This is a genomic window from Streptomyces africanus, assembly GCF_002150735.1.
In the GTDB taxonomy this organism is placed as follows: domain Bacteria; phylum Actinomycetota; class Actinomycetes; order Streptomycetales; family Streptomycetaceae; genus Streptomyces; species Streptomyces africanus.
In genome coordinates this window covers 1-571 of the sequence record NZ_MUKA01000708.1, presented here as the reverse complement: position 1 = coordinate 571, position 571 = coordinate 1, and the positions used below count along the sequence as shown (strand labels likewise).

The following is a 571-nucleotide window of genomic DNA, read 5'->3' as shown; positions in this document are numbered from 1 at the left end:
GGGCCGGGGCGGGGGACTGGGCCTGGATCGCCGTGATGGCGACCGTGTTGACGATGTCCTGGACGAGGGCGCCCCGGGACAGGTCGTTGACCGGCTTGCGCAGACCCTGGAGCACCGGGCCGACGGCGATCGCGCCGGCCGAGCGCTGCACGGCCTTGTAGGTGTTGTTGCCGGTGTTCAGGTCGGGGAAGATCAGCACGCTCGCCTGCCCGGCGACCTCGGAGCCGGGCAGCTTGGTCGCCGCGACCGACGGCTCCACGGCGGCGTCGTACTGGATCGGACCCTCGATCTTCAGGTCGGGCCGTCGCGCCCGGACGAGCTCGGTGGCCTCGCGGACCTTGTCGACGTCGGCGCCGGAGCCGGAGGTGCCCGTGGAGTACGACAGCATGGCGATCCGCGGCTCCACGCCGAACTGCTCGGCCGTGGTCGCCGACTGGATGGCGATGTCGGCGAGCTGCTGGGCGTTCGGGTCCGGGTTGACCGCGCAGTCGCCGTAGACGAGGACCTTGTCGGCCAGGCACATGAAGAACACCGACGAGACGATGTCGGCGTCCGGCTTGGTCTTGATGAT

1 protein-coding gene is annotated in these 571 nt (G+C 70.4%); it reads right to left on the bottom strand.

Annotation, left to right across the window (positions count from 1 at the left end; genetic code table 11):
• Window positions 1–571: phosphate acetyltransferase (gene pta / locus CCL05_RS43580; protein ID WP_086565928.1), on the bottom strand; the 571-nt coding region annotated here is incomplete at both ends.